This window comes from Nitrospirota bacterium (assembly GCA_016212185.1).
Lineage (GTDB): Bacteria > Nitrospirota > Thermodesulfovibrionia > UBA6902 > DSMQ01 > JACRGX01.
Genome location: JACRGX010000047.1, coordinates 1 through 25,667, shown reverse-complemented (window position 1 = coordinate 25,667; position 25,667 = coordinate 1). Strand labels below are relative to the sequence as shown.

25 protein-coding genes and 1 tRNA gene are annotated in these 25,667 nt (G+C 44.8%); 10 read left to right on the top strand and 16 right to left on the bottom strand.

The window, feature by feature from the left end; genetic code table 11:
* Positions 1–2: 2 nt before the first annotated feature.
* The 3 genes from HZA10_05290 to HZA10_05280 all read left to right on the top strand — a co-directional run bounded on the left by HZA10_05290 (position 3) and on the right by HZA10_05280 (position 2,500).
* Entirely contained in the window at positions 3–794 is a 792-nt protein-coding gene (locus HZA10_05290; GenBank protein MBI5195713.1) for a ribonuclease H-like domain-containing protein, read from the top strand.
* 14 nt (positions 795–808) lie between these two features.
* A complete protein-coding gene (gene ccsA, locus HZA10_05285; protein ID MBI5195712.1) occupies positions 809–1,519 on the top strand; it encodes a cytochrome c biogenesis protein CcsA in 711 nt (236 codons plus the stop codon).
* A gap of 216 nt (positions 1,520–1,735) precedes the next feature.
* Positions 1,736–2,500, top strand: coding sequence for a hypothetical protein (locus tag HZA10_05280; protein ID MBI5195711.1), 765 nt, complete (start codon positions 1,736–1,738; stop codon positions 2,498–2,500).
* On the opposite strand, the gene HZA10_05275 is transcribed toward HZA10_05280, so the two are convergent.
* The 6 genes from HZA10_05275 to infB all read right to left on the bottom strand — a co-directional run bounded on the left by HZA10_05275 (position 2,442) and on the right by infB (position 8,633).
* Positions 2,442–3,323 carry a phosphatase PAP2 family protein gene (locus HZA10_05275; GenBank protein ID MBI5195710.1) on the bottom strand — a complete coding sequence of 294 codons (882 nt, stop codon included), beginning with the start codon at positions 3,321–3,323 and terminating at the stop codon, positions 2,442–2,444. The two genes, HZA10_05280 and HZA10_05275, sit on opposite strands and share 59 nt — an antisense overlap.
* Entirely contained in the window at positions 3,316–4,254 is a 939-nt protein-coding gene (gene truB, locus HZA10_05270) for a tRNA pseudouridine(55) synthase TruB (protein MBI5195709.1), read from the bottom strand. Before truB ends, HZA10_05275 begins: the two co-directional genes overlap by 8 nt.
* Before the next feature lie 28 nt (positions 4,255–4,282).
* The gene (locus HZA10_05265; GenBank protein ID MBI5195708.1) at positions 4,283–5,302 is read right to left on the bottom strand and encodes a bifunctional oligoribonuclease/PAP phosphatase NrnA; all 1,020 of its coding nucleotides are present in this window, start codon (positions 5,300–5,302) and stop codon (positions 4,283–4,285) included.
* On the bottom strand, positions 5,286–5,666 hold the full coding sequence (rbfA, locus tag HZA10_05260; protein ID MBI5195707.1) for a 30S ribosome-binding factor RbfA: 381 nt from the start codon (positions 5,664–5,666) through the stop codon (positions 5,286–5,288). Before rbfA ends, HZA10_05265 begins: the two co-directional genes overlap by 17 nt.
* 237 nt (positions 5,667–5,903) lie before the next feature.
* A complete protein-coding gene (locus HZA10_05255) occupies positions 5,904–6,185 on the bottom strand; it encodes a DUF503 domain-containing protein (GenBank protein MBI5195706.1) in 282 nt (93 codons plus the stop codon).
* Positions 6,186–6,203: 18 nt separating this feature from the next.
* Positions 6,204–8,633, bottom strand: coding sequence for a translation initiation factor IF-2 (infB, locus tag HZA10_05250; protein ID MBI5195705.1), 2,430 nt, complete (start codon positions 8,631–8,633; stop codon positions 6,204–6,206).
* Positions 8,634–8,745: 112 nt separating this feature from the next.
* On the opposite strand from infB, the gene HZA10_05245 reads away from it, so the two are divergent.
* Both HZA10_05245 and HZA10_05240 read left to right on the top strand, forming a co-directional pair.
* Positions 8,746–8,934, top strand: a complete 189-nt coding sequence (locus tag HZA10_05245) for a 50S ribosomal protein L28 (GenBank protein ID MBI5195704.1) — start codon at positions 8,746–8,748, stop codon at positions 8,932–8,934.
* A gap of 43 nt (positions 8,935–8,977) precedes the next feature.
* Positions 8,978–9,409, top strand: a complete 432-nt coding sequence (locus tag HZA10_05240) for a DUF721 domain-containing protein (GenBank protein ID MBI5195703.1) — start codon at positions 8,978–8,980, stop codon at positions 9,407–9,409.
* Between the two features lie 9 nt (positions 9,410–9,418).
* Here HZA10_05240 and clpX read toward each other — a convergent pair whose 3' ends face one another.
* Both clpX and clpP read right to left on the bottom strand, forming a co-directional pair.
* On the bottom strand, positions 9,419–10,660 hold the full coding sequence (clpX, locus tag HZA10_05235) for an ATP-dependent Clp protease ATP-binding subunit ClpX (GenBank protein ID MBI5195702.1): 1,242 nt from the start codon (positions 10,658–10,660) through the stop codon (positions 9,419–9,421).
* An 85-nt stretch (positions 10,661–10,745) separates the two neighbouring features.
* A complete protein-coding gene (gene clpP / locus HZA10_05230) occupies positions 10,746–11,339 on the bottom strand; it encodes an ATP-dependent Clp endopeptidase proteolytic subunit ClpP (GenBank protein ID MBI5195701.1) in 594 nt (197 codons plus the stop codon).
* 178 nt (positions 11,340–11,517) lie between these two features.
* Here clpP and rsmD point away from each other — a divergent pair, with 178 nt between their 5' ends.
* Together rsmD and coaD are read left to right on the top strand one after the other, a co-directional pair.
* The gene (rsmD, locus tag HZA10_05225) at positions 11,518–12,039 is read left to right on the top strand and encodes a 16S rRNA (guanine(966)-N(2))-methyltransferase RsmD (GenBank protein ID MBI5195700.1); all 522 of its coding nucleotides are present in this window, start codon (positions 11,518–11,520) and stop codon (positions 12,037–12,039) included.
* Entirely contained in the window at positions 12,032–12,508 is a 477-nt protein-coding gene (gene coaD / locus HZA10_05220; GenBank protein ID MBI5195699.1) for a pantetheine-phosphate adenylyltransferase, read from the top strand. Before rsmD ends, coaD begins: the two co-directional genes overlap by 8 nt.
* Positions 12,509–12,635: 127 nt before the next feature.
* Here coaD and HZA10_05215 read toward each other — a convergent pair.
* Positions 12,636–12,710, bottom strand: a tRNA-Val gene (locus HZA10_05215).
* A gap of 412 nt (positions 12,711–13,122) precedes the next feature.
* On the opposite strand from HZA10_05215, the gene mtnP reads away from it, so the two are divergent.
* Genes mtnP through HZA10_05200 form a run of 3 tightly spaced genes read left to right on the top strand, consistent with a single transcriptional unit; the run spans position 13,123 to position 15,022 of the window.
* Entirely contained in the window at positions 13,123–13,896 is a 774-nt protein-coding gene (mtnP, locus tag HZA10_05210) for an S-methyl-5'-thioadenosine phosphorylase (GenBank protein ID MBI5195698.1), read from the top strand.
* A gap of 53 nt (positions 13,897–13,949) precedes the next feature.
* Positions 13,950–14,483, top strand: a complete 534-nt coding sequence (locus HZA10_05205) for an adenine phosphoribosyltransferase (protein MBI5195697.1) — start codon at positions 13,950–13,952, stop codon at positions 14,481–14,483.
* Positions 14,484–14,491: 8 nt separating this feature from the next.
* Positions 14,492–15,022: an O-acetyl-ADP-ribose deacetylase gene (locus HZA10_05200; protein MBI5195696.1), complete on the top strand. Its 531-nt coding sequence runs from the start codon at positions 14,492–14,494 to the stop codon at positions 15,020–15,022.
* A gap of 5 nt (positions 15,023–15,027) precedes the next feature.
* Here HZA10_05200 and HZA10_05195 read toward each other — a convergent pair whose 3' ends face one another.
* From HZA10_05195 to HZA10_05165, 7 genes are all read right to left on the bottom strand, one after another.
* Positions 15,028–15,576 (bottom strand): PEP-CTERM sorting domain-containing protein, encoded by a 549-nt coding sequence (locus HZA10_05195; protein ID MBI5195695.1) that lies wholly within the window; start codon positions 15,574–15,576, stop codon positions 15,028–15,030.
* 625 nt (positions 15,577–16,201) lie between these two features.
* A complete protein-coding gene (gene nifA / locus HZA10_05190) occupies positions 16,202–17,731 on the bottom strand; it encodes a nif-specific transcriptional activator NifA (protein ID MBI5195694.1) in 1,530 nt (509 codons plus the stop codon).
* Between the two features lie 44 nt (positions 17,732–17,775).
* Positions 17,776–19,026 carry a PD40 domain-containing protein gene (locus tag HZA10_05185; protein ID MBI5195693.1) on the bottom strand — a complete coding sequence of 417 codons (1,251 nt, stop codon included), beginning with the start codon at positions 19,024–19,026 and terminating at the stop codon, positions 17,776–17,778.
* Between the two features lie 15 nt (positions 19,027–19,041).
* Entirely contained in the window at positions 19,042–21,369 is a 2,328-nt protein-coding gene (locus tag HZA10_05180) for an FAD-dependent oxidoreductase (GenBank protein ID MBI5195692.1), read from the bottom strand.
* Between the two features lie 204 nt (positions 21,370–21,573).
* Complete coding sequence (locus HZA10_05175) at positions 21,574–23,229, bottom strand: 4Fe-4S binding protein (GenBank protein ID MBI5195691.1); 1,656 nt, start codon at positions 23,227–23,229, stop codon at positions 21,574–21,576.
* Entirely contained in the window at positions 23,208–24,317 is a 1,110-nt protein-coding gene (locus HZA10_05170; GenBank protein MBI5195690.1) for a glutamate synthase, read from the bottom strand. The genes HZA10_05175 and HZA10_05170 overlap by 22 nt, the downstream gene beginning before the upstream one ends.
* Before the next feature lie 88 nt (positions 24,318–24,405).
* Complete coding sequence (locus tag HZA10_05165; GenBank protein MBI5195689.1) at positions 24,406–25,524, bottom strand: radical SAM protein; 1,119 nt, start codon at positions 25,522–25,524, stop codon at positions 24,406–24,408.
* Positions 25,525–25,667 lie beyond the last annotated feature (143 nt).

Genomic DNA, 25,667 nt, shown 5'->3' with positions numbered 1-25,667 from the left:
TAATGTATGAGCCGGATTCTGAGTTTTCAGACAAACTCCATACTGCATCTTCTTCAAATAAACCTGCTAACATTTCTCTTGTAAATTTCTATCCGGACATGGTAAAAAACCCTGTGGCAAAAAAAATCGTGATTGACATTGAGACAATCGGCAGAGACTTTGAGTCCTTTGATGAACTGACAAAGGAAAACCTTCTTAAGTCTGCTGAGACCGAGGAGGAGATTCAGGAGGCAAAGGATAAGCTCAGCCTCTCGCCTCTTACCGGTGAGATAGCGGCGATAGGCATGCTTGAAATGGAGTCTGACAAGGGGTTTGTGTATTTTCAGGCAGGGGATAACCCGCCGCTTCCGTTTGAAGAAAATTCAATAGAATATTTTGCCGGCGCAGAAGAAGGACTGCTAAAAAAATTCTGGGAGACTGTAAAAAAATACGACCAGATAATCACATTTAACGGCAGGGCGTTTGATGCCCCATTCATCATCCTGCGCTCCGCGGCGCTTAAGATAAAACCGTCAAAAGACCTGATGCCCCCGCGTTTCAACAGCACATCACATGTGGACCTGTTTGACCAGCTTACATTCCTGGGCGCTGTGAGCAGAAAAAATTTCAGCCTCCATATGTGCTGTAAGGCGTTTGGAATAGAAAGCCCTAAGGAACAGGGCATTACAGGGCTTGAAGTCGGAGACCTTTATAAAAAAGGCCGGTATCTTGATATTGCAAAATACTGCCTCGGCGATTTGTACGCAACTAAAAAACTGTTTCAATACTGGAATGACTTTGTAAAATTTCCTTAATCATAAATCATCCTATGTTATTACTTGCACTTTCTTTCGGGGCTTATCTTTTTTCTTTTGTGAAAAAGTCTTTTTTGTATATCGGACTTCTCCTTCAGACTGCATACATAATCTCAAGAGGGCTTTCACTCGGAAGGCTTCCACTTGTCGGACCGCACGACACCATTGCCTTTCTGAGCGCATCCCTGATTGCATTTTCCATTCCCTTTGTTGTTATTTTAAAAAAACAGCCGCTCTTTCATGGCGGACTGGCAGTAACAGCCTCGGCCTTTACAATATTCTCTCTTATTTCAAAGCAAAACAATGCCCCCCTGCCGCCTGTGCTAAAAACACTCTGGTTTGAGGCGCACGTTGTGCTTGCTTTTCTTTCATATGCGCTCTTTGGAATTGCGGCGATACTCGGGTATCTTCATCTCAGGGGAAAAGATGACAATACTGAGGGCCTGCAATACAGGGCCATACTTATCGGCTACTGCCTTTTTACATTATCCATAGTATTCGGAGGCATATGGGCCTATCTTGCATGGGGGACTTACTGGCTCTGGACTCCTAAGGAATTATGGACCAGCATTTTATGGCTGTTCTACGGGCTTCACCTTCATGCGCGGTTAAGGCAGCGGTGGACGGATAAGATGCTTGCGTATTTAGGCATTGCCGGGTTTGCCGTTGTACTCTTTACATATCTTGGAGTGAGCCTTTTGATGAAAAGCTCGCACAGCTTTTAAAAAAGGAATGCAGAGGAGGGTTGTAATTACTGGATATTAACGGCATATATCCCTTCTAAATTTTAAGAATACAACATGATTATTATCTGTCATGCTGCAAAAGTTTATAGTATCTGCCCTGAACATAAAAGAAAGGCAGCATGACTCAGAGGTGTTGCCTTGAAATTCTTCAGGCATATATGCCGTTAATATTATGGAGGGAATGACAATTTTTAAATGAAATTTTTAAAAACCATCACAGACTTCTTCTTTTCACTGAAGACTACCTTATGGTCTTTGTTCCTCCTTGTTGCTATGTTCCTTGCAGGCGCGTTCATCATGCCTGTCAGGGAAGAGTTCCAGACCATTCACTCGGCTCCTTTTTTTCAATGGCTGGCAGGACAGCCATTGAGCGTGACGTGGTGGCTCTGGTGCTCGCTGGGAATTCTTCTGATACTTACAGTCAACACGCTTTTTTGCAGTATTGAATCTATTGTAAAAAAACGCAAGGGGACCAACCTGCTTCTGCTAATCTCGCCTCAGGTGATACATACCGGATTTCTTTTTATCTTATTCGCGCACCTTTTAAGCGCAGCCGGCGGATTGAGCGCTGTAGCGGCTGCCAATGAAGGGACCATGTTTGTAATATCAACTGACAATGACTTCCTCCGCATCAGGGATATAAACATCAGTGCATCTCCTGACGGATATATTTCCGACTGGGAGGTTAACATAGAATATTTGTCAGACAAAGGCGTTATCCTGCCGGACAAAATCAAACCCAACCAGCCTTCGCTTCAGATGGGCCTTAATGTCAATGTAAAAGACATCACCGCACTGCCTGAGAAGGCAGTCCTTCTTCAGGTAAGCAAAGACCCGGGCGCTTCGTGGGCCTTGGCAGGCGGTATTTTATTCACAATCGGCATTGTCACTCTGATTCTATTCAGGATGAAGACGGAAAGGATAAGCAGTCGTAGCACCTCTCTCCCGCATAAACCGTAAAAACTGCAAGCAGGACTCCGCCGATTACATCAACGGCATAATGATAGCGCAGATATACTGTTGAGACAAGGAGCGCAAGGACCACAGGGAGAAAAATGTTGTAAAGAGGTTTTTGAAATCTGTACGCAAGGTAAAGCACTACAAGAGTTACTGCGGTGTGTCCGCTCGGGAATGCATCCCTCTTTGTTCCCTCAAGCGCATTAAGTGTATTATCTATAATATCCCTCAGAAATATCCCGTGCAGTTCAATGTTTTGAAGGTGGTTTATAGTGTACCGGGGCCCGATTGCAGGGAATAAGATATAACCGATGTAAGAGAGATAAAAACACAGGACAATAAGGAAAAGTGATTTATTAAATGCGTCATCCTTTCCCTTTAGCTTTAAAGCCGCGCCGAGAATTACAGGCAGGAAATAATACGATAAATAGGCAAGCTGAAGAAATTCGGTAATTACAGGATGTGTAAGGCTCTCCAGTGCAACTGTCGGGTATCTGCCAAAAAGCAGGTAATCCAGGCGTATCAGCAGGGGGTCATAAGTTCTTGGATTTATATAACGTATCAAACCGCCGAGGCTGTCAAATATCAGAAATACCGTAATAACCGGAAAGACAATGTCATATGCCAGTCTTATTATCCGGTTGTTGTTTTTTGCCCTGAGATATATGAGCAGTAAAAGTACGGCTGACAGGACAGCGTACATCACGAGGATAAAGACGGCATTTGGTATTTGTTTCATAAAAAAAGCCGTAACGGCAAAAAGAAAAGCGAGGAACCCGAAGGTAAGGATATCCACCGGCATTACTGCGGGGAAAACCTTATGCAAAAACAATGTCCATTCTGAATGTTTTTTTGTAGTTTTCAATAAGGCTGCCTATTGCAAGAAATTCACTCTGAGGTGATTTTATCTTAACGCTGTCGCCTGCATTCAGGTTAACGGGAATTTCAAGACAATCATTCATCTTGATGGGATTGCCGTTTCTGACGTTTTTTATAACCGGTTCTTTGACCTTTATTTCAGGCATCCACGAGAGCGCTGCATCCATGCTGTAAATACCTTTGGACTGAAAATGGCTTTCAAATCCCCCCTCACACCCCTTTAGCAAAGGGGGACAGGGGGGATTTGGTATCTCATCAAGATTTAAGGCATCTTCAATCCCAAACGGCCCTATCGCACTGCGCTCAAGTTCAGACAGATGCGCGAATGTGCCGAGTTTTTTGCCGATATCATCACAGAGTGTCCTGACATAGGTCCCCTTTGAACATAACACCCTGAATGAGACAAATGGTAAATATGTTTTTAAAAGTTCAATCCTGCGGATATGGACTTCCCTCTGCTCACGGGGAATATCTACGCCCTTTCGCGCAAATTTGTAAAGAGGCTGTCCCTTGTGCTTCAATGCGGAAAACATCGGCGGCTTCTGCAGTATCCTTCCTGCAAAGGACTTGAGCGCATTCTCAATCTCATCCTCCCGGACATCAACCTTGTCCGCCCTTTCAACAATATGTCCGCATGAGTCCTGAGTATCAGTTGCTTCGCCTAATTTCATCACAGCAATATATTCTTTATCAAGAGAAGAAAAATAAGATACAAGCCTCGTAGCTTTATCAGCACATACAAGGAGGATACCTGTGGCAGAAGGGTCCAGCGTGCCTGCATGCCCTGCCTTTTTTATGTTTAAAATCTTTTTTACCGCGGTTACTGCATCCTGCGACGTGATGCCTTTGGGTTTATTGAGGTTGATTACAATGTCCATAAAATCATTTCAGAATCGCTAATGAACATTATTTTTTAATTTGTTTAACAGCTTCTTTGACTGCCTTGAGCAATTTTTTCTGAACTTCCTTTAGAGCGCCATGGACCGTACAGCCTGCGGCGTTTGAGTGCCCTCCTCCCCCGAAAAGCGCACATATATCAGCAACATTCACTTTGCCGTTTGAGCGCATGCTTACCTTGAATTGTTCCTCTCTGTTCTGGCGAAAGAAAACTGAGACCTCAACTCCTTCAATCTTCCTCGGATAATTTGCAAAATACTCCGTATCCTGCACCGAGGTGCCGGTCTTTTCAAACATATCATGAGTAACTGCAACCCACGCCACACCATCCTGTTTTTTTAATGTCTTTAAACAAAGCGTCAAAAGCTTCACGCGGTTAAAAGACATCTTCTCATAGATCTCTCTTGCCGCCTGCCACGGATCCGCGCCCGCTACAATGAGACGGGAGGCGATAATCAGCGATTCAGGGGTTGTATTTGAATACCTGAAGCCTCCTGTATCCGTAAAGATTGCAGCATATAAATTTGAGGCAATTCCCTTATTCATTGGAATGCGGAGGGCACTAAGAAGTTTGTACACCAGCTCTCCCGTAGCCGATGCATCTGGCTCAATCCATTCAATGTCAGGCTTAAGCACAGTATTCTTGTCGCATCCTTTATCCTGTATCCTGCATCTTGTATCCTGCATCTTTTTATGCTGTATGTGATGATCAATAACAATAATATTTTTAGCCTTAGGGATTTTGATCCCCGTCCTGTCCGCACTATTGCAGTCAAGAAGGAACAAAACATCAAATTCCCTGAGCCTGCCTTTAGGCAGCCGGTTAAATAAATTTGAAAAAGGCAGAAACTTCAGTGTTTTCGGCAGGTGGTCCTTGTTTAAGATAAATGCCGTCTTGCCAATTTTTTTCAGTCCGAGGGCAAGGGCGATACAAGAGCCGGCAGAATCGCCGTCAGGGTTCAGATGGCTTACTATAAGAAATGTTTTGTTTTTCTTTATAAGTCCTGTGATTTCAGGCAGAACCTTCATCTTCTTTATCTCCGGAATCTTCCCGCGACTTAATCTCGTTGAGTATTTTATCTATCTTTGCGCCGTATTCTATGGATTCATCAAGCCTGAAAAAAAGCTGGGGGACAAATTTCATTCTAATCCTTCCGCTTAGTTCGCTCCTTATAAATCTTGCTGATGACTTGAGAATCCCGATGGTCTCATCGCGTTTTGAGTCCTCAAGCACACTCACGTAGACATTTGCATTCTTAAGGTCATCGCTTGTCTTGACGCCGGTGACCGTAATAAAACCAACCCTCGGGTCCTTAAGCTTGTGCATTATAATCTCTGCGATTTCTTCCCTCAGAAGGTCGTTTACCCTGACTGTGCGTTTATACGGATGCACTGCATCTCCTTAGGTCAGCATTCAATATTTGTCATTCCCGCAATCCCGAAACTTCGGGAGCGTCGGGAATCCTTCTGAAAACAAAGAAAGATTCCGGACAAGCCGGAATGACAGAATAGCTGGGAATGTCGCTTTACTTACAATTTCATTAGTAAATTTTTTTGTAGCATGACAGATAATAATCATGGTTGCGTTCTTAAAATTTTGAGGGCATATATGCCGTTATAGCCCATCTATCTAAAGTATCTCCATCTTTGAATTAATCATCTCAACTGTGGGTATATTCAGAGCCATCTCCCTGATGCTGTTGAGCACCTGGTGTATCGCCCTCGTCTCATTGGCAACGCAGGCAATTCCTATAACGGTACGCTGCCAGAGGTCGTTATCTCCGACCTCTGCGACAGAAACATTAAATTTATTTCTTATCCTGTCTTTAAGACTCTTGAGGATAAAACGCTTTGATTTCAGGGAATCTGCCTCAAGCAGATGAAGTTCAAGGGTTAGAACGCCTACTAACATACAATTACAGTTTAACTCTTAATTAAACTTCGTTGCCACCTTTTCCATAAGATAGGCCTCAAAAATATCGCCCACTTTGATATCATTGAAATTCTCTATCTGAATACCGCACTCGTATCCTGCCTGAACCTCTTTCACATCATCTTTAAATCTTTTAAGAGACGCTATCTTGTTGTCATAGATAACGATGTTGTCCCTTATGACCCTTATCCCGGTACAGGTCCTTGCAATCGTGCCGTCAAGGACATAACAGCCTGCAATCGTCCCGATTTTTGAGATATGAAACAGGTTTCTCACCTCAACCCTGCCTTGAACTTTCTCAGTAATGGTCGGTTCAAGAAGACCTTCAAGCGCTTTCTTAATATCCTCAATCGCATCATAGATAACATTGTAGCGTCTGATGTCAACCCCTTCTTTTTCGGCAAGCGAAGCGGCCTTTGCATCAGGACGCACGTTAAAACCTATAATGATTGCGTTGGAGGCAGTTGCAAGCATGACGTCTGATTCATTGATTCCTCCCACGCCGGTATGGATTACCCGGACCTTAACCTGCGGATGGCTGAGGTTTTCAAGTGTGTCCTTGACAGCCTCGGTAGATCCCTGAACATCAGCCTTTATAATAATGTTGAGTTCCCTTATCTCTCCTTCCTTGATCTTGTCGTAGAGGTCATCAAGGGTAACCTTCCTCAACTTTGCTGTTTCAACAGCCCGCTGTTTCTGAAATCTGTTCATGGCAATTTGTCTTGCTTTTCTTTCATCATCCATGACTACAAATATGTCACCGGACTGGGGGATGTCGGGAAAACCAATCACCTCTATCGGCATTGAAGGTCCGGCAGACTCCACCCTGCTGCCGTGATCATCAACGAGGGCTCGCACCCTGCCGGCAAGCGTTCCGGCCAGAAAGACATCTCCTGCCTTAAGCGTGCCTGAATTAACAATTACGGTAGCGACAGGTCCTCTGCCCTTATCCAGCTTTGCCTCTATTATTGTGCCTTTGGCATGTTTCTGGTAATCAGCCTTCAGTTCCATCATTTCCGCCTGAAGCAAAATCATCTCAAGCAGGCGGTCTATCCCTATGTTCTGTTTTGCCGAGACCTCCACAAAGATGTTCTGCCCTCCCCACTCCTCCGAAACTATGCCGTGATGGGCAAGCTCATTCCTGACCTTTGCCGCATTTGCCTCGGACTTGTCTATTTTATTAATCGCAACAACAATCGGGACATTTGCAGCCTTTGCGTGGTCTATTGCTTCAATGGTCTGAGGCATTACTCCGTCATCGGCAGCCACCACAAGCACAACAATATCCGTCACCTTAGCGCCCCTTGCCCGCATCATCGTAAAGGCCTCATGACCCGGCGTATCCAGAAAGACTATTTCCTTGTCATTCAGCCTCACCTTGTATGCGCCGATATGCTGGGTTATGCCGCCTGCCTCTGTTTCAGTAATTTTTGTCTTTCTTATTGTATCCAGAAGCGAGGTCTTCCCGTGGTCAACATGCCCCATAATAGTTACAATCGGCGGTCTGTGCCTAAGATTAGAGACATCCACTTCTTCTTCAATGAGGCCTTCCACATCCTCAACATGCACAGGTTCAATCTTTATTCCGAAGGCCTCGGCAATAATCTGCGCCGCATCTATATCTACAGGCTGGTTTATAGTCAGCATATAGCCGAGCTCCATAAATTTTTTAAACACCTCGGAAAGTTTCTGCCCGATTAGTTCTGCAAATTCCTTTACAGTTGTGCCTTCCTGAAATTTAAGCACGCGCTTCCTGGGCTGTGTCGGAAGCGCCGCAGTCTTTGCATCTGCACCCGGCGTATGATGCCTTTTATCATGCCTTTTATAAGCCGGGCCGCCCGCCTCATGAAATTTTTTTACAACCTCAACCCGCTTCATGGTGTCAAAGGCCTTTTGCATGCCGGGCTTACCCTTAAATTTTGTAAACTTCTCAATCTCAACAGCCTTCCGGAATCTGTCCGGAACCTTTATCTCTTCCTCTTCAACTGCGGCAGGGACTTCTGCCGGAGGCACAGTCTGAACAACAGGCGGTTCTTCAGGTTTCATTTCCGGATGGGGTTTGGAAGGAATTTCTGCAGCAGGAGGTATAACCTCTTTTGCTTTTTCTTCAACTGCCGCCTTTGCTTTTTTCACCTCAATTTTCACTTCTTTGTGAGGTTTCAGCGGCTTTTCTTCAGCGGTTTTGACTTTCTTGTCTTCCTTTTTGGGAAGCTGTGGTTTTGGTGCTTCTTTTAAGGTTTTAGCCGGAGTCTGCGCCTCTGCCTTTGTCTTTTTTGTAAAAATTCTGGTTATTTTTTCAGCGTCCTTATCCTCTATGCTTGAGCTGTGGCTTTTAACCTCTATGCCAAGTTTCGTAAGCTCCGCAATAATGTCCTTGCTGCCTACATTCAGTTTTTTTGCTAATTCGTAGACCCTTAATTTGCTCAACGCGACCTCTTTTCAATCTAATTTCTGTCCTGAGTTGTAACTTTAGTCTGTTAATGTTATCATAATCATCACCTTTTGTTCAATCAATGCACGTGAGGAGGTATATTGCAAAATGGCAGTTTGCTCGGTATGTGGAAAAAAGAACGTAAGCGGAAATAACGTAAGTCATGCAAATAACAGGACGAAACGCATTTTCTCTCCGAATCTGCAGGGGATTAAAATCCAGACAAAGCATGGAGTAAGAAGAATTCCTGTCTGCACCCGATGTATCCGTTCCGGCGCAGTAAAAAAAGCAGTGTAACTGAGTTATGAGTGATAAGTTAAAAACTCTTACCTCTTAACCTATGCAGCGCGTCGGTAATATCCTCAGGCAGTTTGTCAAAGACTACGGCTTAGAAAGCAGTCTTAAACTTCAAGCAATTAAAAAGCAGTGGGCAGGCATTGTAGGCGCTACTGTTGCCGCGCACGCATCCCCTGACCTGATAAAAGGCAAAACCATTTTTATCGCTGTTGATACGCCTCAGTGGATGCACCACCTGAGTTTTTATAAACAGGAGATATCTGAAAAACTCAGGCACCATAATATAGAGGATATCAGGTTTAAACTTGGGAAGCCGGATAAGAATCCGGACATTGAACAAGGCGTTCCCCGCTCCTTCCGGCTTTCAAAAGAGGACTACGCGTATATAGAAGATACAATCAGCAGCTTAAAGGATGCCGGACTCAGAGAAAAGTTCAGAACGCTTCTTACACACGGGTTAACAAAAAAGAAATAGAAAAACTTCCTATGCGCTTTCTGCCTGTCTTTCGTATACCAGAATCGGTTTCTCTTTTTTATTAATCACATTCTCAGTCAGGATGCACTCCCTAATCCCACTCTGTGACGGTATTTCATACATGACGTCAAGCATCACATCCTCAAGGATGGCCCTTAAGCCCCTTGCGCCGGTCTTGCGCTTTATCGCCTCTTTTGCGATTGCATGGAAGGCTGATTCATCAAATCTTAATTTGACATTGTCAAATGAAAGCAGTCTCTGATACTGCTTTACAAGCGCATTCTTAGGTTCGGTAAGAATCCTGATCAGCGCCTGCTCATCAAGCTCATCAAGCGTTGCAACAACAGGCAGGCGTCCGATAAATTCCGGTATGAGCCCGTATTTGAGCAGGTCCTCCGGCTGAACCATCCCGAGTATTTCGCCGATCTTTTTCTCCTGCCTGCCTTTTATTTCAGCTCCGAATCCGACTGCCTTTTTGCCGAGCCTTTGCTCTATTATCCCGTCAATGCCCACAAAAGCCCCGCCGCAGATAAACAAAATGTTTATTGTATTTACCTGAATAAATTCCTGATGCGGATGTTTCCTGCCTCCCTGAGGCGGAACGCTTGCAGTGGTCCCCTCAATAATTTTCAGAAGCGCCTGCTGAACCCCTTCACCGGAGACATCCCTTGTTATGGACGGGTTTTCAGATCTGCGGCTAATCTTGTCTATCTCGTCAATATATACAATTCCCCTCTGGGCCTTTTCAACGTCGTAGTTTGCCGCCTGAAGGAGTTTAAGTATTATGTTTTCAACATCCTCGCCAACATAGCCTGCTTCTGTGAGGGTTGTGGCGTCTGCAATTGTAAACGGCACGTCAAGGAACATTGCCAGCGTCTGCGCAAGAATAGTCTTGCCTGTGCCTGTGGGGCCGATAAGCAGTATATTGCTTTTCTGCAATTCCACATCAGACTTGCCCGGATTGTTTATCCTCTTGTAGTGATTGTGCACAGCAACTGAAAGTATCTTCTTTGCCCTTTCCTGGCTTATTACATAATCATCAAGAAATTTCTTTATCTCTCTGGGAAGCGGCGGCTTGGGCGATGCAGAAACATCAAAGGCAGGCTCAATCCCCTCTGCCATGATTTCATTGCAAAGACCTACACATTCGTTACAGATGTAAACCTCAGGTCCTGCTATGAGTTTTCTCACTTCATTGCCTGCCTTGCCGCAAAAAGAACATTTTAAATCGCTGCCGTTTCTTGCCGGCATTTTATTTTCTCTCATAATCTATTCCCTTTTATTTCCTTTCATTCCTGCCTGCTCTACGAGTCGTAGACCAGCCGGCAGGCTTAGTTTATTTCTTATTTTTAACCGTCACTATAACTTCATCCACAATGCCGTATTCTTTAGCCTCAGCGCCTGACATAAAATAGTCTCTTTCGGTATCAACCTGTATTTTTTCAACCAGCTGTCCTGTATGTCTTGCAAGGATATTATTCAGCACATCTTTCATTCTAAGCATTTCTTTTGCCTGAATCTCAACGTCTGTTGCCTGCCCGTGAAATCCGCCTATGGGCTGGTGTATCATTACCCTTGAATTGGGCAGGGCATACCGCTTGCCCTTGGTCCCTGCGGCAAGAAGCAGGGCTCCCATGCTCGTCGCCTGCCCCATGCAATATGTGGCAATGTCAGGTTTTACGTACTGCATAGTATCATATATGGCAAGACCTGAAGAAACTACTCCGCCCGGGGTGTTGATATAGATGTGAATATCTTTGTCCGGGTCCTCTGCCTGAAGAAAAAGGAGTTGTGCAATTACCGTATTTGCGCCGATATCATCTATGGGACAGCCTATAAAAATAATCCTGTCCTTAAGAAGCCTTGAATATATGTCATATGCCCTTTCCGTCCTTCCCGTCTGTTCAATAACTATTGGTATTAAACTCAATGTTATCTCCTTTCATGATTATAATCGGAAACTGTGTGATAAATGTATATTTCTTCGTCTGTCATTCCTGCATCCGCAGGAATGACAAAATAAGACACCTTTATTTATATCAATGAACTCATGTTTATGTCAAGGAGTGTCCATTTCACAATAAATATTCCCTGTGCTAAGATGTGATATGTCCAAGACCCTCAGACCGACCACATCCAAAGTCAGAGAGGCGGTGTTTAACATACTGCGCGATAAAATCCATGATGCCAGATTCCTTGACCTTTATGCAGGGACAGGCGCCATCGGGATTGAAGCGCTGAAACACGGCGCCTCAGAGGTAATCTTTGTTGATGCAGGCAGAAGCTATACGCAAAGTATAACTCAGATTATTTCAAAAAAAGGTTTTGCCCGGAAATCAAGGGTAATAACAAAAAAAGTCCTTCCATTACTCCAGGGCGGGGAACTAAAAGACATGAGTTTTGATATAATATTTCTGGACCCTCCGTATCACAAGGAGGAGCTAAACGAGGCCCTGACGGCAATCGGCAAATCACACATGCTTAAACGTGAAGGTGTTGTGATTGCAGAGCATTTTGTTAAGAAACAACTGCCGCATGAATTCGGCAGTCTAATGTTTTTAAAAGATTACAGATACGGAGATACTGTGCTAAGCTTTTACAAACAGGCAGGGGAGACAAGGGATGAGTAGGCTTGCAATTTATCCCGGTACATTTGACCCCATTACCAACGGGCATATTGACCTTATTCAAAGGACACTTAAGATTTTTGACAAAGTAATAGTCGCTGTTGCGCCAAGCCCGAGGAAACAGCCTCTATTTACCCTTGAAGAAAGGCTTGCACTGATAAAAAAAGCCATGGCCGGATTTAAAGGCGCAAGGGCTGAGGCCTTTGACAGCCTGCTGGTTGATTATGTAAAAGACAGCCGCGGGATTGCAATTGTGCGGGGGCTCAGGGCAGTTTCAGATTTTGAATATGAACTCCAGATGGCGCTCATGAACAGGCGGCTTGATACAAATATTGAAACCGTCTTTATGATGCCGAGCGAGGAATATACTTTTTTGACTTCTACGATGGTAAAAGAAGTGGCTTCATTCGGCGGGAGCGTAAAAGGGCTTGTGCCTGAAGCAGTTGAAAAAGCCCTGCGCAGAAAATTTTAAAAATAAATCATTGCGCATAGTGCAGAATCTTTAGTATTTTGCATCCTGCATTAACGCAGCCTTTTTCTAATAAATGGTAGGCGATGTCCCGATGAATCGGGACGACCTCCCTGCTTACTCTAAATCATGGTAGGCGATGTAGGGATTGAACCTACGACCTCTTCCGTGTGAAGGAAGCGCTCTCCCACTGAGCTAATCGCCCTTAATGCCTATATCTCTAAACCCCTGTAGTTTTTAACCTACGACCTTCCCGACGTGTCGGGACGCTCTCCTCTATGAGCCGTTGGCTCAACGAGCCATAGGCCACTGAACTAATCTCCCGTGCAGGAATTATAAAAAAGGCTAATAATTAAATCAATAGTCTTCATTAATCTTCTTGACTTTCATCATCGTATTTTTTTATCTTGTTACTTAACAAAAACAGGACGGATGTTGTGAAAAATTTATTTTTTGATGCCTTAACGTACACCTTGCTTATAGTTGTCGGCATATTTCATGTGATATAACAGGTAAAGGTGCTTTCAATATTTTTATCAAGTTAAATAAATTTTAGAACAATGTGCGGCCTGTTTAACTACACTTTCAAAATAATTATCTTATATTAAGGAGAAACTATGGCAGATTTAAAAATAGGCATCATTGGCGGATCGGGGATGGACGACCCGAAACTGCTGCAGAACATCAAGGTAAAAAAAGTCAAAACCCCCTATGGAACCCCGTCATCCCCTCTTACCATTGGAAAGATAAACGGCATAGATATTGTTATCCTTGCCCGCCACGGCAAAAAACATTCAATATACCCTACGGGTGTTAATTTCAGGGCGAACATCCACGCCTTAAAAAAAGAGGGATGTACTCATATTATTGCAACTACTGCCGTCGGCTCCCTGAGGGAAAAGATAAAACCCGGCGACATTGTCTTTGTTGACCAGTTCATTGATTTCACAAAGCACAGGCCGCTTACATTCCATGATGAAAAAGTCATACACACGCCAATGAGCGAGCCTTTCTGCAAAAACCTGAGTTCGCTCCTTTCCGCCTCTGCAAAAGAGCTTGAGATTAGACACCATAAAAGCGGAACAGTCATAACAATTGAAGGTCCGAGATTTTCCACAAAGGCGGAATCGCATCTGTTCAGAAGTTTTGGCGCAGATGTCATTAATATGTCTACTGTGCCGGAGGTCATACTTGCAAGAGAAGCCGGCATCTGCTATCAGACTATAGCAATGTCAACCGATTACGACTGCTGGAAAGAAGGCGAAGAGCCTGTCACCTGGGAGATGATACTTTCAATAATGGGAAAGAATTCCGAAAATGTTAAAAAGCTCATTCTGAAAACTATCCCCAAGATAAAAAATGTTGAGTGCAGTTGCGGCAAATCCCATTAAAATTACGACAAAAAGACAATTTACCACATTTTATAAATTACAGGAGGACGACCATGCCCATCAAATCAAGAATCAGGACAATACCTGACCATCCCAAAAAAGGAATTATGTTCAGGGATATAACAACACTTATCAAAGACCCTGTGGGCTTCAGGCTTGTCATTGACAACTTCACGCAAAGATATATTCAGGGGAATATTAATTTTGACATCATTGCCGGGATAGAGGCGCGTGGTTTCATAATAGGCGGAGCCTTGGCCTACACTCTCGGCAAGGGTTTTGTGCCCATAAGAAAAAAAGGGAAGCTTCCGGCAGAGGTTGTACGGCATGAGTATGAATTGGAATACGGCACTGACACGGTTGAGATACATAAAGACGCAATAGAAAAAGGCTCACGGGTGCTGCTTGTGGATGACCTCCTTGCAACAGGAGGCACGGCGCTTGCCGCTGCAGCGCTTATTGAGAAATTAGGCGGAGTAGTGGTTGAAATGGCATTTATAGTTGACCTCCCTGATGTGGGCGGCGCTAAAAAACTCAAAGACAAAGGATATAAGGCATACTGCCTGACAGAGTTTGAAGGCGACTGACTTTTTTCATGGAAGCCAAAGTAAATAAAAGCGTTTTATCCCTTGCTGAAGGCGATATAACAAAACAGGATACTGATGCAATTGTCAATGCCGCAAACAACAGTCTGCGTGGCGGAGGCGGGGTTGACGGGGCAATCCACAGGGCAGGTGGTCCAAATATCCTTGAAGAATGCATCAAAATCGGCAGATGCGAAACAGGCGAAGCTGTTATTACGACAGGCGGCAATCTCAGGGCTAAATTTGTCATTCACACAGTTGGTCCGGTTTACAGGGGCGGGCTTAATAATGAGGCGACGCTCTTAAGAAATGCCTATCATAACAGTCTTAAGATTGCATCTTCAAAGGGCCTTAAAAGCATTGCATTCCCTTCAATAAGCACAGGGGCTTACGGTTATCCTCTGGGAGATGCGGCTGAGATTGCGCTTAAAACGGCTATTGATTATCTTAAAGCGCACACAGATATTGAACTTGTCAGGTTTGTGCTATTCGGGCAAAAAACTTTAGTAGTCTATGAGAATACCTTAAAACGTCTGATGTGACATTATCAGGCGTTCAGTCTTTTCCTTAACCTTTTAACCGCAAGCGTTGCACCGCCGGATAAGAATAGGATTGAGCTGATTGGCTCCGGCACAACTGGAACTGAAGTGCCGCTTGTCATGCCGCTGGAAGATGACAGACCGCCGGAAGTTGTTATAAAATATGCTTCAAAGGGCATATCCCCTAACTGATAGTCACTCTTAAATCTAAACCCTGAGAGTGAGTTGCCGGGCAGTACGGCATTGGCCAAAGTATATGGATCTGTTGATGTCTCTTCATATCCGGACAGAAAAGGATGATCTGTGCTCCAGCCGGTAGGGACATTCAGCCATGTAAAAGTCGCCGCTTCACTAAACCAGAAGTTAAAAGTCCAAAGTTTTGCTCCGTTTGTGGAGGTATTAGCTGCAGTGTAATCATACTGATACCATCCCCCCGGCAATGCCATCTCAAGATACGTCAGATTTGCAGATTGAGCTGCGCCTGCCACCGAGGAAATCAGGAAGATACTCATAATGGCAACTGCAATCGTTAAAGATATATGTTTATTGTTTTTCATCACTACCTCCGTTTATTTTTAAGTTTCTAATAATAGTGAAGCAATTCATGTGCCAAACAATTAACTATTTGATTTTAAAGATAATTTAATAAATTATTTATATTAAAAGTGTAAAATATTACAACATGTCGCATGTTACACATGCGTGACATGTTACATGTATGTAAGATTTTTATTTGCTAAATTTTCTCCTTCTAAAATATCCCTTAACTGCCAACATTGCACCTCCTGATAAAAACAAAACAGAGCTGATAGGCTCGGGAGCTAAAGAGGCATCCCCCCAAAGAGTACTGCCATCAGTAAAATTAACAGCATAGTCAACACTACTATGCTGTCTGTAGGCTAAATAACTAAATGAAATAAAATTTTCAGGTATTATCAGTGCGCTATCTATAGGATATATATGTGCACCTGCAACAGCCTCAGCATCATAATAAGTGCTATAATGATAGATTGGGTCAAGAGCCCATTCATCAGAAATAGATAATAATGGGAGAGAAATTGTCGTTGGTATAAAATAAATCCATTTGAATTGTCAAGATATTTTATAATTTCTTATAGGTGTGATAAGTTTTTCTAATAGAATGATTTATAACATAAAAAGTGGCGGGGGTGAGGATGGCGATTACTCTATAATTCTATGTTTCTTAATCTTATACCCTATTTGTCTGGGAGTTATTCCAAGGAGTTTAGCGGCCTTTGCCTGAACCCAGTTTGTTTTTTCAAGGGCATTGATAACCATTGTCTTCTCTATGTCCTTAAGTCCTGTCTTTACCGGCTCCTTTCCATGATATTCCACTGACGCCGGCAGTTTCAAACTCACCGGCAGGTCAGATGCCTTTATTGTATTCCTGCCGGACATCACAACAAGCCTTTCAATAGTGTTTTCAAGCTCCCTTACATTGCCCGGCCAGTCGTATTCTACAAGCGCCCTGAGCGCCTCCGGCGATATTGAGATGCTCTTCTTGTTTTCTTCATTAAATAGATTAAGGAAATGCTCTATCAAAATAGGGATATCTTCCTTTCTGTCCCTAAGCGCAGGAAGGAATACTGGCACGACATTAAGCCTGTAATACAAATCCTCCCTGAATTTATTTTTGGAAACAAGGTCTTCAAGATTTCTACTTGTTGCGGCAATAAGCCTAACATCAACCTTTATCGTTTTTTCGCCGCCCAGCCTTTCAAATTCCCTTTCCTGAAGCACGCGCAATATCTTGGGCTGAAGGGTTACTGGAAGGTCGCCGATTTCATCAAGAAAAATGGTGCCGCTGTCCGCCGTCTCAAACTTGCCGCTCCTTGATGCGATTGCACCGGTAAACGCCCCTTTTTCATGACCAAAAAGTTCTGATTCAAGCAGTCCTTCGGGTATTGATGCGCAGTTGATTTTTATAAACGGCCCCTTGCTCCTCGGGCTCATGTAATGAATCGCCTTTGCTATAAGCTCTTTGCCTGTGCCGCTCTCACCCCTTAAAATGACTGATGCCTTTGACGGGGCAACACGGTGAACAGCCTCAAACACCTCCTGCATCCTGTCTGAATGCCCGATAATGTTTTCAATTTTATACCTGCCCTTAAGCTCTTTCTTAAGGCTTTCCTTTTCTTTTTCAACTCGTTCAAAGCTTTCCCAAAGTTTGACAAACTGGGCTATTAACGAGGCCACGATATTTAAAACCCTGAGGTCGTCGTCAACATCGCCTTCCTCCTCTGAATAAATCCTGTCAACGCTCAGCACGCCCAGCATTTCATTCTTAAATTTAACCGGAACGCAGAGAAATGAAATGCCGTCCTTTTTGGGTCTTGAGCCTGTCCTGTTCAGAAAAAGCGGTTCCTTCCCGATATTGGGAATTACCATCGGAACCCCTTTTTCAACTACCCGGCCCACAATGCCTTCACCTATACGGTATTTCCCTCTTTCAATATTTTCTTTTGCAAGCCCATGCGCCGCAATTATTCGGAGCTCTTTTGACATTGAATCAAGCAAAAAGACACACCCCCTCTGCATTTCTAAAAGGCTTGCAAGAGTTGACATGACAGAAGAAAGATTTTGTTCAAGCGCAAATGAGGCAGTCAGGACTTTGCTTACTTCAAGGATTGCGGTAAGTTCCCTGTTTTTGCGGAGGATAAGGGCTGTTTTATTGTCCAAAGAAGACTTCATTTATTTAAAACTAAAATCTTACTGCACAAAATTTTTTCTTCTTTTCATTCTGTAACCATCAGCCATTTCTTATCGCTTTGAGCTATATAAACAATATGTTTGCTGTCACTGCTAAAGTTAAAATTTGTTTCCTTAACATCATCATACTGTCTACCTTGCTTCCTGTCAATTACTGCAAACCATTTATCTCCTGTACGCGCCGCATAAGCCACACGCTTGCTGTCAGGGCTGAACACAAGAGAACCGCCCCTGATATCATCGTATTTTTCCCCTATCTTACCGCCAATAACTGCAAACCACTTGCCGCCTGTCAGCGCTGTATATGCCACACGCTTGCTGTCAGGGCTGAAAACAAGGGAACCGATTGCGTTATATTGTTTAACTTTTTTGCCGTCAATTACCACAGACTCCTTGCCCCCTGAACGTACTACACAAGCCGTGTGTTTACTGTCAGTGCTGAAAATAACTGTGTTTATGCCGTCATACTGTTTCTCCTCTTTGCCGTCAATTACCGCAAACCATTTGCCGCCTGACTTGGCAGTATAAGCCACACGTTTGCCGTCAGAACTGAATGTTATGAAGCCTGCGCCGATGTTGTCATATTTTTTTTCCTCTTTGCCGTCAATTACCGCAAACCACTTACCCTCTGACTTGGCGGCATAAGCAATTCGCTTGCCGTCAGGGCTGAAAACAAGAAATCCAAGCCCCTCATACGGTTTCTCTTCCTTGCCGTCAATCACTGCAAACCATTTGCCCTCTGACTTAGCGGCATAAGCGATTCGCTTGCCGTCAGGGCTGAAACCGAGAAATCCAATTCCATCATACTGTTTCTCTTCCTTGCCGTCAACAACTGCAACCCACTTGCCGTTTGACTCCGCCGCATAAACCGCACGTTTGCCGTTAGGGCTGAATGTCATGGAGCCTGCGCCGATGTTGTCATATTTTTTTTCCTCTTTACCGTCAATTATCACAACCCATTTTTTATCCGTCTGAGCGGCGTATGCCATATGTTTGCCGTCTGGGCTGAAGACCGGCGTATTCATCAGAATGCCGTCATATCTCTTTTCCTCTTTATTATCAACATAAACAAACTGTTTTCTGTCAAGCGTAAAAACCACATAAGCTATTCGCTTGCCGTCAGGGCTTATCTTTAAAGACTCTTTTATCCATGAAGGAAAATCAATTTGTGCAATAATGGTTTCGGATGCGCCTTTAACTGCCTGCTCTTTTTCCGCAAGCGCTGTCATGCTGAAGCAAACAAAAATAACTGCCAGACATAAACCCCTAAGTTTCATAATTATTTCCCTCCATTAAATATTTTCCGTCATTTCCCATACGCCGCAGGGACAAGTCCCTGCACAGAAGCCGCAGCCGATGCATTTACTGTCATCAACAACATATTCATATGACCGCTTCTTCTCTATCCGGCTGATTGCGCCCCAGTAGCATACGCTTTCACATATGTGGCAGTCGCGGCATGCGCCGCATGAAAGGCATCTCTCAGCATCTTTTTTTGCTGAAAACTCATCCATCCCGCAGCGCTCGTAATAGACACTTTTTACCTTATCATAAGGGATTGCCTGTTTTATCTCGGGCATGTAATCATAGTGCATCATCTGTGAATGAATGACATCAGCGATAACCCGCCCTTGTCCTATTGCATGAGTGACAAGTCCGGGTTTTGTTGCATCTCCAATTGCAAAGACCTTGACGTCTGATGTCTGCCCAAGTTCATTCACTGCAATCCAGCCCTTTTCAGTATGGATGCCGGGCGGAAGGAAATCCACTGCCGGCGTCTCACCTACGGCAATAACAACAAAGTCTGCATCCATTGATGTATTGTCTTTAAAGTAAATCTTCTTTGCCTTTTTGTCGTACCTGTCTGCAAATTTCGGATAAATTATCTCTGTGCCCTTTGCTTTTGCTATTTCCATTTCTTTGCCGAATGCCGCAGGCCTCTGCACATCCACTGCAATGACCGAGGCAGCGCCGCACTCAAACGCCTGAGAGGCTGCATCCATTCCGACATTGCCCGCGCCTAGGACAACCACTTTTTTACCCTTCAGAGAGGGAAGTTCGCCGAAATTAATCCCCTTTAAAAATTCTATCGCAGGCACTGCATGCTCAGAGCCTTGAAACTCAAGTTTGCGAGGCTCATGCGCCCCGCATGCAACCACAACAACTTCATGCGCTTTACATATCTTTTCAAATTCTTTCCCGTTTATCTTTTTCCCGAGATGTACATTGACGCCTGCTTCTTTAAACCTTGAAAGCTCCTTAAGAAGTATTTTGTGAGGCAGTCTTTCCCTCGGAATGCATAACTCTATTTTGCCGCCAAGTTTATCTTCAGCCTCATAAAGGTCCACGTCATGCCCTTTAAGGCTTAACTGCCAAGCGGCTGAAAGTCCGGCAGGGCCGCCGCCTACAACTGCTGCCTTATGACCGGTGCGTTTTGCCCTTTTTGGCGCCTTAAGGTTAAGGCTTAACCTTCCCAGTTCCTGCACATTAAGAGGCTTGTCAATCATTCCCCTTGTACAGCTCTGCATGCAGAGATTGGGGCATATCTGTCCGCATACAGTGGCAGGCAGGGGACTGTACTGAAGCACAAGCTCAAGCGCATCGCGCATCCTGCCTTCCCTGATAAGGCGCGCGCGTTTATGTGTCGGTATGTGGGTAGGACAGTTAAAAGCGCATGGAGGCGCATATTTTTCATTATTCCATACCGGCTTATTTCGCCTGTCAGCGTCTGTTGTTATATAAGGAAGCATTGTCAGCGGATGCGCCATATATTCTGCAAAAATACCGCCTTTGCCTACTTCTGCCTCCCAGGTCTTTACCCTGAATTCAGCAGCCGATATTTTCTGAGTTTTCTTTTTTTCCGCCTTTTCAACAGGCGTATACGCAATAATTTTTTTCCAGCTCTGAGGAGAATTTGTCAGTTCATTATAATAATCAGTGCGGTCAATCGCCTTGAGAAACGGCTTCATGTTTTCAGTAAGCCACTGCCGGTCCTGAGGCGTCAGTTCAACGCATTTAACGTCCTTCCTGCTGTATTCCTGCATTGCGCCCCTGAAATAAATAGCGCCGCCGACCATGCCGACGCACGGCCTGTAGCCGAGGATATTTTCAGGATTCCGCGGATTGACCCCGCATACTACTGCAATGCCGCCCGCCTTAAACTCGGCAAAGGAATCTCCGACATCGCGGAAATACCATGACTGCAGAGGCTCAAATCTCGGGTTGTGCTTTGTCATCGTATCGCATCGCGCGCCGCCGCCGCCTTGTACATAAAGTATTCCCTGTGCGCCTGCATTATGCGCCCCGTTTGTGACATCTCCCAACACAGTAATCTTTGCGCCGCAGTTAAGCCAGCCCACGTCATCGGATGCGCTGCCTTTCACAATAATTTCCGTGCCGGACATTCCCATACTGCCGACCCGCTGTCCCACAGGCGCTTCAACCATGATTTGAATATTTTTGTCCCTCGGCCATATGCGTCCGCCGATGCCGTGCTGACCGTCGGCAATTATATGGATATCACACACGCCGTCGCGCACCGCCTCCTGTATCTGTTCCTCAAGTATACGGGACGGTACCCGTTTGCCGTCAATGTTGCCTTTAATTACAAATTGTTTCATCTGTTAGCTCTATCTATCCTGTTAAATATTTTTCAAGCAGTCTAATATTACCTAACAGTTCAACATTGTTTAATCAGTTCAATAAACGACAAGTTCAACGTTGTTCAAGTCGTTTAATTTTAAACAATGTTAAACGATTTAAACATCTTTATCCCTTTTTGAACAATCTTAAACAACGTTTAACAATGTTGAACCTCTTTTTTGTTAACACGCATAATCTATTTTTAATCTCTCTGCAATCTCTTTATCCCCGACGCTCAGGCCGTCTGACATGCCGATAGGAAGCTGAGTGGACCTTCCCATAGGGGCAAATATTTTCCTTAATTCAATATCCGCTGATTTAAATACCTCAACAACCCTCTCAGCTACCTTGTCAGGGTCCAGCCTCCGGTATAATTTCGGGTCCTGCGTTGTAATGCCCCTCGGACACCTGCCTGTATTGCATAAACTGCAGCGGTTATATTCATCGCCGAAACACTCTGCGGCCGCCTGCATTATGTATTTCCCCATAGCGGCCGCCGATGCGCCGAGCATAATGAGCGCCGCCGTATTCGCCGCCAGGTTCCCTGTCTTGCCTACGCCGCCAGCCGCAATCAAGGGCAGTTCATTCTGCTTGCCCTGCTTTACAAGGTCCAGATAACAGTCCCTCAAATTAGACGCAATCGGATGCCCCATCTTATCCATTGAGACATTGTAAGCCGCACCCGTGCCTCCGTCCTCGCCGTCTATGTAAAGCCCTGCCGCATAGGGGTTGCGCGCAAGGTTATTTAAAACTGCCTGCGCCGTCTTGGTCCCTGAAATCTTCGGATACACCGGGACCCTGAATCCCCACGCCATTGACATGGACTGGATCATCTTTGCCACTGATTCCTCAATTGAATATTTTGTCTGGTGCGTAGGCGGAGACGCAAGGTCCACATACTTCGGAACGCCGCGTATCTCTGCAATCAGCTTCAGCACCTTGTAAGACATCAAAAGCCCGCCGTCACCGGGCTTTGCGCCTTGCCCGTACTTAATCTCTATTGCACACGGGTCTTCTTTCATGTGAGGAAGGGCATGAATAATCTCATCCCAGCCAAAATAGCCGGAGGCGATCTGGAGTATGAAATATTTAAGAAATCTTGATTTTAAAAGCCGGGGGGGCATGCCGCCTTCGCCTGAGCACATGACAACAGGCAGGCCCTCTGCTTCATTCAGATAGGCGACGCCCATTGCAAGACCTTCCCACATAGGCGGAGAAAGCGCGCCGACAGACATGCTGCCTATCATAATCGGATATATCTCACGCACAGGCGGTATGAATTCGCCCTTGTCAACAATCAGCCTGCCGTCTGCCGCCTTTACCGGCAGTTTGTCCGCCGGAGGGATCCTGCCCAAAAGTGTGCGTATGTAAAATTCATGCCTGCCTGCATCAAGCGCAGGGTCGGTAAGCATGGATATCCTTGTGAATTTCAGCTTATCAAGCGTTGAGGCTGAGGGGTCGTTTCTCCTGCCGCCCCTTCTGTAAGGCTCCCCGCCCCTGTTTTTATAAAACAGGAATTTGTTGAATGGATTGTATTCAGGCATTATTGCCGCCGTGGGACAGACAAGCGTGCAAGTCCCGCAGCCGGTGCAGTAACGCTCTATGTCCGTTACCTGCTTAACAACATGGGTAATGCTCCTGACAAGGGAGGGGGCCGGCACACTGTCTTCTGACTTTACAAGCCTCTGCAGGGAAACCGCAGGCTCTATCGCCTTCACAGGGCACACGGCAGTGCATTTGCCGCAGCGCATGCAGCGGTCTTCCCGCCAGAGAATTATGTAAGGGAATTCTCTGAAGGTCAACTCATGATTTTGGTCTAACCGTGAAGCTGGTTCCATACCTTCACCTCCCCGGCATCAGGACTGATGATGACCATATCGTATTTCATGGGGAATATATCCTTAGATTTATCCCTCTCAGGGATTGCGCTGTCAAGCCCGCACTCCTCGGACATAAGCCCGTATTGGCCCTTCACTCCTCCAACAACGCCGGGCCTTAATTTTTTGGAATCCTGCACCATAAACGTAGCGCCGTCCGGGGCAGCGCCTATCACACAGTTAGGCCCGTCTATGCAAAGCGGCCTCAAAGACATTTTTAAAAGCCTCACAGCGTCCCTGTCCGTCCGGTTGTTTATCTCCGAATCCTTAAGCGGGGTAATGACGTCTTTATAGTATGTAAGTGGATATGCAAGATCCCTGCATATATAATGAAGAATATGCGTAAATACCTCGCTGTCGCTGTTGTATCCTATATAGCCGGGATTGCCCCTGCTTGTAAGATATTCCCTGATAGGCACAAATGCCGTATTCTCGCCGTTTGTCATTGAAAAGTATCCCTGAATAAAAAATGGGTGGCATGCATAAAGGTTTATTGCATAATTGGTGTTCTGCCTGCCCTGGGCAAAGATGATTTTTGCCTTAAGCGGAGCATCATGAAGACTGAAAAACTCTGAAAGCTCAAGCGGGTCGCCGACCTCCTTAAGCGAGAGCACATCAGGATAAAAAGAAAATACAATAATGGATTCATCAGCCTCGCCCATGGCCCTCAGCGCTACCCTTGTCTTTAATAAAAGCCCTTCTTTTTCCTCTTTTGGGCTGTCCTTTATTGCAGGCGGGTAGTCATAGACCCGTGCAAAATAATAATCCCTTGCCTGAACGCCTTTAACCGGTTTTATCTTTGGGGTCCATGTATGTATCGGCTTAAACCCTTGCCTGTCCATATAGCTGTCAAGCGCATTCATCCCGTCCTTTGAACATATAGCGGAAAGCACGGGAAATTCCTTCAGGTTTTCAAATTCGCCGCCTAAATTCTTGAGCACAAGACCCATGCCTGAGCCGTCATGCCCTTCCTTCATCGTCTCAAGGGCCAGGACATTCTCCATCGGAGAGAAATATTTATCTGATGTTATGGCAACTAAGCGGCACATTGCATTCCTTATAATTATACTGATAATTCAACGGGCTAAGCGTCCGTTGCAAATATTTAGATTAATACTTTGCAAGGGATTCTGTCAATTAATCCTTCAATATTTTAATCCTGCGGTAATACATATCCCTCTGGGCGGGCTTAAAGCCGGCGGATTTTATAGCATCCATGATATCATTAATGGAAACTTTATATTTCACGCCTGCTGCTGCAACGACATTTTCCTCAATCATTGTTGAACCGAAATCATTTGCGCCGAATCTGAGCGCCACCTGCGCCGTCTTAATCCCCTGAGTCACCCAGGACGCCTGAATATTGGGGACATTATCCAGATAGATTCTTGAAAGCGCAAGGATGCGAAGGTATTCAACAGCAGTGGCGGGGTACAACCGTAAGGCGTAAGGTGTAAGGCGTAAGGTGTATTTATTATCTTTTGCAGCTTTTAACCCTTTACCCTTTACCCCTGACCCCTGATTTAATTCAGTATTCCCCGGCTGGAAACTCCATGGAATAAATGCCGTAAACCCATTTGTTTTATCCTGTAATCTTCTTACGGCATCAAGGTGCTCAATGATGTCCTCCGGTTCCTCAACACTGCCGAACATCATAGTGGCTGTGGTTTTCATTCCGAGTCTGTGCGCCTCTTCCATTACCTTAAGCCATTTGTCCCTGCCTATTTTTTTAGGGCTGACTCTTTCTCTTACCCTGTCTGAGAGTATCTCAGCGCCGCCTCCGGGTATGGAATCAAGCCCTGCGTCTTTTAAAATTTTTATAGTCTTTCTGAGCGCAAGACCTGCCTTATCCGCCATGTATGAAATCTCAGGCGGAGAAAAGCCGTGTATATGAATATTGAATTTTTTCTTTATTGATTTTAAAAGGTCCACATAGAAGTTGATGTCAAGCTCAGGATGAAGCCCGCCCTGAATCAGTATCTGCGTGCCGCCCAAGACAATGGTCTCTTTTATTTTTTTAAAAAGCTCTCTTTTGGTTAACACATACGCTTCGGGGTCATCTTCATTTCTGTAAAATGCGCAGAATTTGCATTTGTTTATGCAGATGTTTGTGTAATTGATATTGCGGTCAATGATGAACGTGATAATGCCGCCAGGATGGAGTTTTTTTCTCATCCTGTCAGCCATCATGCCGAGACCTAAGAGGTCAGCGGATTTTAGAAATGTTAAGGCGTCTTTTTTGGTTAGTCTGGTCATTTATGTTTTTTTGGTTAAAGACTTTCTATTAAATTTTCAACCGTTTTTTTTGCTTCTTCCAAGAGTTCTTTTGCCTTTTTTCTTGCCTCATGGGATTGACGGACTAAGTCAACGATTTTTTGCTGGGTGGGTTTTGGAAGAAT